The following is a 4,588-nucleotide window of genomic DNA, read 5'->3' on the forward strand; positions in this document are numbered from 1 at the left end:
TTTTCTCTATAATTTTTATGAAAACTCTGATCAAACCTATGGGGCTTTTGTCGGTGTAATGATTGGAGGGAGCTCATGGCTGATGGGTGAAGCTAAATACGATGGGCAATGCGCAATCACAGATAACAATGGCAACTGCCAAACTTTGAACGAAGCTTCTAAACAAGCCGTAGCAGGTTTCAACGATGTTGATGGGGTAAAAGCTACCTTTTCTCCTACCTATGTGCAGTTCTTATTTAACATTGGCTTTAGAATGAACTTTACCAAACATCAAGGTTTTGAGTTTGGTGTGCGCATCCCCACCATTGATGACCCCTATGTCAAGCTTGAAGCAACCAAAAACATAGAAGGTCTTGCTAAGAAGGGCGACTATGGCATGCAAACCCTCAGACGCACAGTGGGGGTCTTTGCTAACTATGTGATCAACTTCTAAACCAACGCCCCCTAGTTTAGAGGGGGCAGATCTTTAAGAATACTATCAAATTCGTGTTTGTAACGCTGGGGGTTTTCGATCTCAAAATCCGCCACGCTTTTAAGAAATTTGTCAAAATTTTCATTGCGCTGGGCTAGTTTAGCTAGTGTTTGGTAGTCCAAATTTTCTTTTTCTTTAGCACTCAGTAAAACCGCGCTTTGCTCAATACGCTCTATGTCTAAGACAATCACCCCGATCCCAAAACTCTGATTAAGTTGTTTAAGCAATTCCATTAAATCTTTGTTGTTTCTATCAAGTGTGCCCGCCACCAAATAGCCTGCATGCGCCCAAGAGCTATTGCTGATCGCCTGAAAATACGCCTCCCTGCAACTAGCCAAATCAAGTTCCCTTTTAAGCTCAAAGCTCACTAGCTTAATGGGCAGGGTGTCAAACTTTTTAATAAAACTGCGCACATTGGGGGATTCAAAGTCTTTATAGGCAAAAGACACCCCCACCATGTCCGGGTAAATCCATTTATCCATACCCTTTTTAGACTTTTTACTCTCCTCATGGTAAATGGTTTTGGTATAAAGCTCCCATTGGTGGTAGGCGATGTAGCTTAAGCGCGGGTGCAAATTCCGTTCTTTACGGACAGGCTCTTTGGAGGGTTGTTCTTTAGGAGTGGGTTTAGGCGTAAGCAAAGATGAATCTTTGAGGGCGATTAAAACCTTTGGTTTGTCTTGCACTTTGATAAAGGGGAGTTTGTCGGGAATTTTTAAGGCCTCATAAATGGTTGCGCTACAGCTTTGCTCGGGGGTTTTACCACCCCATTGAAACATGTGTTTGATCTTGCCTTGTTTGTACAACTCTTGCGCTCTGCCATAAATATGATTAGGACTAATGGGCTCGCCAATGATTTTAAGCACCTCTACCACGATCTCTATATCTGTCTGCTTCATCTCACACCCACAAATTATCTAATAAGCGCACCTGCCCTACTTGCACCGCAGCCAAGATCAAAGTTTGATGCGCTTCAATTTGACTTAAAGGGACTAACCGGCGATCGCACACACTCAAATAATGCACCTTGAGCCCTTGCAACATTTCTAAGCCTAAATTTATGAGTTTCGCGCTATCGCGCTCTCCTCGTGCGATCGCCTTTTGTATGGTGTTTAAAGCTTGGGGAAGTTTGAGCGCGCTTACTCGCTCCTCAGAGCTTAAATACACATTGCGTGAGCTTAGGGCTAAGCCATCATGATCGCGCACGATGGGGCAGGGCACAATCTCTATATCTAAAAAGAGATCGGCGACCATGTGCTGGATAATGAGGAGTTGTTGGGCATCTTTTTGTCCAAAATACGCCCGTTTGGGGCGCACGAGATTAAAGAGTTTGAGCACCACCTGCAACACCCCATCAAAATGCTTAGGGCGCATATCTGCCTCAAAGCCTAACAGAGAGGCGGGGGGTTGGAGGGTGATTCTCTCTGGCACACCAAAGGGGTAAATCTGTGCGGAGTCTGGAGTAAAGAGCACATCTACGCCTAAACTCTCGCACAGGGACATATCTGCTTGCAGAGTTCTAGGGTAGGCTTGGTAATCCTCATTGGGGCCAAACTGGGTCGGATTGACAAAGATAGACACCACCACCACATCATTTTGCGCCCTAGCTTGCTCAATCAAGCTAGCATGCCCGGGGTGCAGCGCGCCCATCGTGGGCACAAAGCCGATTTTTTGCCCCCAAAAGGAGGCAAGTTGGTTAGCCTTAGTGCAGACTTGCATGCAAACCTCCTATTTGTTCTAAAATTTGGGCTATAAACTCTGCGGGTTTGGGGTGGTTGTAAATGGGACGGCCCATTACAATAAAATCCGCCCTCGCTTGTAAAGCGTCTTGAATGGTGCCCACACGCTTTTGATCTTGGCTATCTTGCAAATTGGGGCGAATGCCCGGGGTCAAGGTTAAAAAGTCTGCTTTGGTGGCTTGTTTGATCTCCAAACTCTCATGCACAGAGCAAACCACCCCATCTAGCCCGCTTTTAAAACAAAGTTGTGCCAAGTGCAGGGCTTGAGTCTGCAAGGGGGCGTGATAGACTTGCTCCACCTCTTGTGAGTCTAGGCTAGTTAGAATAGTAACCCCCATGAGCAAGGGCGCACGGCTCAAAGCGCGCATTTTTTCCACCACACTTTTTAGCGCGCTCTCTCCTGCGCTGGCATGCAAGGTGATCATCTCCACACCCAATTTCGCGCATTCTAGCGCGGCTTCCTGCATGGTGTAGCTGATGTCATGCAATTTCAAATCTAGGAATACCTTAAAGCCCATGTTTTGGATTGTTTGCACGAATTGAGGACCTTCACGCACAAAACCCCTTAAACCTAATTTGATCCAAAGTTCTAAGCCCCGAAGTTGTGCTAATAAATCCAAACACGCCTTTTTTTCGCTCAAATCCAACGCCAAACAGAGTTGCATACATATTTCCTTGTGGTTTTTTCAGCTAAAACTAATTACAATGCGCCATTATACAACTTAAGGATAAGAGTTTGTCAATCCCTAAATGCGTGCTGATTACCGGTCCTTGCGTGATTGAAGATATGCCCACCCTAGAATCTATCGCCCAAGCTTTAAAACCTCTAGCAGATGACCCGCGCATTGATTTTTACTTTAAAGCCAGTTTTGATAAGGCAAATCGCACCAGCTTAGAGAGTTATCGCGGTCCGGGTTTGCAAAAGGGCTTAGAAATGCTCGATCGCATTAAGAGCAAATTTGGCTACAAGCTCTTAACAGACATCCACGAGAGCACGCAGGCTGGGGCGGTGGCTGAGGTGGTGGATGTTTTGCAAATCCCAGCGTTTTTATGCCGTCAAACCGATTTGATTGTAGCGGCTGCACAGACTAAACGCGCGCTTAATATCAAAAAAGGGCAGTTTATGCACCCAAAAGACATGCAATATAGCGCGCTTAAGGCTTTGAACACCCGCGCCAAGCAAGCCTACAAAACCCCCAACTATGGAGCCTGTTTAGAATATGGGATTTATTTATGCGAGCGTGGGGCGAGTTTTGGATATGGGAATTTGGTTGTGGATATGCGCTCTTTGGTCATCATGCGCGCTTTTGCGCCCGTGATTTTTGATGCTACCCATAGCGTGCAAATGCCAGGGGGTGCGCAGGGCAAGAGCGGAGGAGATAGCTCCTTTGTGCCCTATTTAGCGCGTGCAAGCGCAGCCGTGGGCGTAGATGGCTTTTTTATGGAAACGCATTTGAGCCCAGAAAACGCCTTGAGCGATGGGCCTAATATGATCCCCACCGCACAATTAACCCCCCTAGTGGAGGATTTACTGACCTTGCAAGCGTGCCTACAACATCACTAAAGGATTACAATGGCGGAATTTAAAAATATTGAGGGCAAGTTATGCCTTAAGGGGGAGGAAAAGGTCGCGATTTTGGCTTCGCGTTTTAACCATTTGGTGAGCGATCGCTTAGTAGAGGGCGCGCTGGATAATTTTAAACGGCATGGGGGCAATTTAGCGCATTTGAGCGTGGTCAGAGTCCCCGGGGCCTATGAACTGCCCTTTGTGTTGGACAGACTCTTGTGCTCTAAAAATTATGATGGAGTGTGTGTACTAGGAGCAGTGATTCGAGGCGCGACCCCACATTTTGACTATGTGAGCGCGGAGGCCACTAAGGGCATTGCCAACACCACGCTAAAGTATGGTCTGCCCGTGAGTTTTGGACTGCTCACCACTGATAACATCGAACAAGCCTTAGAGCGTGCGGGCACTAAGGCGGGCAATAAAGGCTTTGAGGCGATGCAAACCTTGATCGAATTGCTCAATCTCTATCCTCAACTCTAATGGCGACTCGCAGTCAGGTTAGGGAAGCGGTGGTGGGCCTGCTTTACGCCTATGAGAGTGGGAATGAAGCCATGCTTAAGAGTGCTCCAGATTTTCTCACCCAAAAGAAAATTAGAAACGCCCAACAACACTTTGCTCTTGAGCTCTTAGAAGGCACACTTGCGCATTTACCATCTTTGGACAACGCGCTCACACCCCTTTTAAAAGACTGGGATTTGGCACGCATAGGTTCTATGGAGCGTGCGATTTTGCGCTTAGGCGCGTATGAAATTTTGCACACCCCCACTAACCCGGTGGTAGTGATCAATGAGGCGATCGAACTCTCCAAAA

7 protein-coding genes are annotated in these 4,588 nt (G+C 46.9%); 4 read left to right on the forward strand and 3 right to left on the reverse strand.

The window, feature by feature from the left end:
• Positions 1-433: outer membrane beta-barrel protein (locus C6H00_RS06570; protein ID WP_104750207.1), on the forward strand; the 433-nt coding region annotated here is incomplete at its 5' end.
• Between the two features lie 11 nt (positions 434-444).
• On the opposite strand, the gene C6H00_RS06575 is transcribed toward C6H00_RS06570, so the two are convergent.
• Genes C6H00_RS06575 through pyrF form a run of 3 tightly spaced genes read right to left on the reverse strand, consistent with a single transcriptional unit; the run spans position 445 to position 2,876 of the window.
• Complete coding sequence (locus tag C6H00_RS06575) at positions 445-1,371, reverse strand: hypothetical protein (protein WP_104750208.1); 927 nt, start codon at positions 1,369-1,371, stop codon at positions 445-447.
• Position 1,372: 1 nt separating this feature from the next.
• Positions 1,373-2,191, reverse strand: coding sequence for a pantoate--beta-alanine ligase (gene panC / locus C6H00_RS06580; RefSeq protein ID WP_104750209.1), 819 nt, complete (start codon positions 2,189-2,191; stop codon positions 1,373-1,375).
• Complete coding sequence (gene pyrF / locus C6H00_RS06585) at positions 2,175-2,876, reverse strand: orotidine-5'-phosphate decarboxylase (RefSeq protein ID WP_104750210.1); 702 nt, start codon at positions 2,874-2,876, stop codon at positions 2,175-2,177. Before pyrF ends, panC begins: the two co-directional genes overlap by 17 nt.
• A gap of 77 nt (positions 2,877-2,953) precedes the next feature.
• Between pyrF and kdsA the strand changes: the two genes are divergently transcribed.
• The 3 genes from kdsA to nusB all read left to right on the forward strand — a co-directional run.
• Positions 2,954-3,775, forward strand: a complete 822-nt coding sequence (kdsA, locus tag C6H00_RS06590; RefSeq protein ID WP_104750383.1) for a 3-deoxy-8-phosphooctulonate synthase — start codon at positions 2,954-2,956, stop codon at positions 3,773-3,775.
• Between the two features lie 9 nt (positions 3,776-3,784).
• Positions 3,785-4,258 (forward strand): 6,7-dimethyl-8-ribityllumazine synthase, encoded by a 474-nt coding sequence (ribH, locus tag C6H00_RS06595; protein ID WP_104750211.1) that lies wholly within the window; start codon positions 3,785-3,787, stop codon positions 4,256-4,258.
• On the forward strand, positions 4,258-4,588 hold a 331-nt coding region (gene nusB / locus C6H00_RS06600), incomplete at its 3' end, for a transcription antitermination factor NusB (protein WP_104750212.1). The genes ribH and nusB, both read left to right, overlap by 1 nt.

It is taken from the genome of Helicobacter cynogastricus (assembly GCF_900197855.1).
In the GTDB taxonomy this organism is placed as follows: Bacteria; Campylobacterota; Campylobacteria; order Campylobacterales; family Helicobacteraceae; genus Helicobacter; species Helicobacter cynogastricus.